Here is a 1,772-nt window from a genome sequence, read left to right as displayed (position 1 = left end):
GGCCGCCGCCCAGGGGGACGTCGACGGCCTCGTCCGGCATCGGCCGAGCGGGTCCGCCGTCCGCCGACCCGTCCGCCGACCACGGTGTCACCACGAACCCCGCCCGCCACCCCGTCGCGGCCGGGGCGTGCAGCTCGCGGTAGTCCACCGGGCCGTGCACCCGCAGCACGTCCAGCGACGACTCCAGCAGGGCGATGAGAGGCTCGGCGAGCTCGTGGAACAGCGGGTCGGGCAGCAGTCCCTGCGGCGGGTAGTTCGACGTCGCGACGAGCGTCACCCCGCGGCCCAGCAGGGCACGGAGGGCGCGGGAGAGCAGCATGGTGTCCCCGGCGTCGTGCAGGTGCAGCTCGTCGAAGCAGAGCACGGCGGCGTCGCCGAGCAGGGCGTCCAGGGCGCGCTCCATCGCGTCAGGCGTGCCGGTGCGGGCCCACACCTCGGCGTGCAGCGCCCGGTAGAACTCGTGGAAGTGGAATCGTGGGCCGCCCGAGCGGGCGTGGAACCGGTCCAGGAGCCAGGTCTTGCCGCGGCCCACCGGACCCCAGAGGTACACCCCGCGCGGGCCGTCCTGACGCGGGCGGGCGGGTCGCGTGCCCAGGGTGTGCAGCAGGTCCTCGAGGTGCTCCGCCGCGGCCAGCTGCGCGGGGTCGAGCGCGTACCCCGCGGCGCCGGCGGCGTCGCGGATCGGCGTGGACTGCATGCGTCGAAGGTACCCTCTCTGCCATGGCATGGACCCGCCCCCGACGACGTAAGCCCGTCACGTACCTGCTCGGTGAGCCGGTCGAGGAGTACCCCGCGACCGCCCCGGAGGTGGAGCGGGGCCGGGTGCTGCGCATCACCGAGATCGGCGAGCCGGTGCTGCACACGCCGTCCCGGACCGTGGAGGAGTTCTCGACGCCGGAGCTCGCGCGGCTGATCGACGACCTGTTCGCCACCATGGAGTCGGCGCAGGGCGTGGGCCTCGCGGCCCCGCAGGTGGGCGTGGACCTGCGGGTGTTCGTGTACGACCTCACGGACGCGTCCGGGGACCGGCACGTGGGCCACGTGGTCAACCCGGTCCTGGAGATGGACCTCGAGGCCGAGCCCGAGACCGAGGAGGAGGGCTGCCTCTCCGTGCCCGGGGCGTACGAGCCCCTGGAGCGGCCCGGCGGCGCCACGGTGCGCGGCGTCGACCAGCACGGAGCACCGGTGCAGCTCTCGGGCACCGGGTACCTGGCGCGCTGCTTCATCCACGAGTCGCAGCATCTCGACGGCACCCTGTACTGGGACCACCTCGACGCCGAGCTGCAGGCGGACGCGCTGGAGCAGCGGGACGAGGAGCGGCCGCACATCATCGCGGAGCGGCGTGAGATCGCGATCGAGCTCGACAAGACCCCGCCGGAGTACCCGGAGAAGCCGGCCGGCGGCCGCTGACCCCGGACCTCCCGTTCAGCGCAGGGTCGCGACCCAGCTCGCCACGGCCTCGGCCACGGCCCTCTCCCGCGCGACGCCGCGCATGTCGTGCGCGCCGGACAGCGTCACGCTGGTGACAGCCCCGGGGATCGCCGCCACGTGGGCCGCGAGCTCGTCAGGCGTGCCGAACGGGTCCTTGTCGCCGGAGACGAAGAGTGTGGGCACCTCGATCCGCCCGAAGTGCTCCACACGGAGCTTCTCCGGCTTGCCCGGCGGGTGGAGCGGATAGCTGAGCAGCACCAGCCCGGCGGCGGGCAGGCCCTCGGCCACCGCCATCGAGCACATCCGCCCGCCGTAGGACCGCCCGCCAGCAGCAGCCGGTC

General features: G+C 74.3%; 3 protein-coding genes. 1 reads left to right on the top strand and 2 read right to left on the bottom strand.

Translation table 11 applies throughout. The annotated features are described in order from the left end of the window. Positions 1-697: AFG1/ZapE family ATPase (zapE, locus tag PROKR_RS18635; RefSeq protein WP_169736476.1), on the bottom strand; the 697-nt coding region annotated here is incomplete at its 3' end. Positions 698-720: 23 nt separating this feature from the next. Here zapE and def point away from each other — a divergent pair. Further along, positions 721-1,410 (top strand): peptide deformylase, encoded by a 690-nt coding sequence (def, locus tag PROKR_RS18630; RefSeq protein WP_036965610.1) that lies wholly within the window; start codon positions 721-723, stop codon positions 1,408-1,410. Between the two features lie 15 nt (positions 1,411-1,425). Here def and PROKR_RS18625 read toward each other — a convergent pair. Beyond that, positions 1,426-1,772: alpha/beta hydrolase family protein (locus PROKR_RS18625; RefSeq protein WP_342665882.1), on the bottom strand; the 347-nt coding region annotated here is incomplete at its 5' end.

The organism is Promicromonospora kroppenstedtii DSM 19349, assembly GCF_000515355.1.
Taxonomy (GTDB): Bacteria; Actinomycetota; Actinomycetes; order Actinomycetales; family Cellulomonadaceae; genus Promicromonospora; species Promicromonospora kroppenstedtii.
This window is presented reverse-complemented; position numbering and strand designations above follow the sequence as displayed.

Bases quoted from the DNA above. Each gene is read 5' to 3' on its own strand.
- def (WP_036965610.1), top strand. From the start codon at position 721: ATGGCATGGACCCGCCCCCGACGACGTAAGCCCGTCACGTACCTGCTC.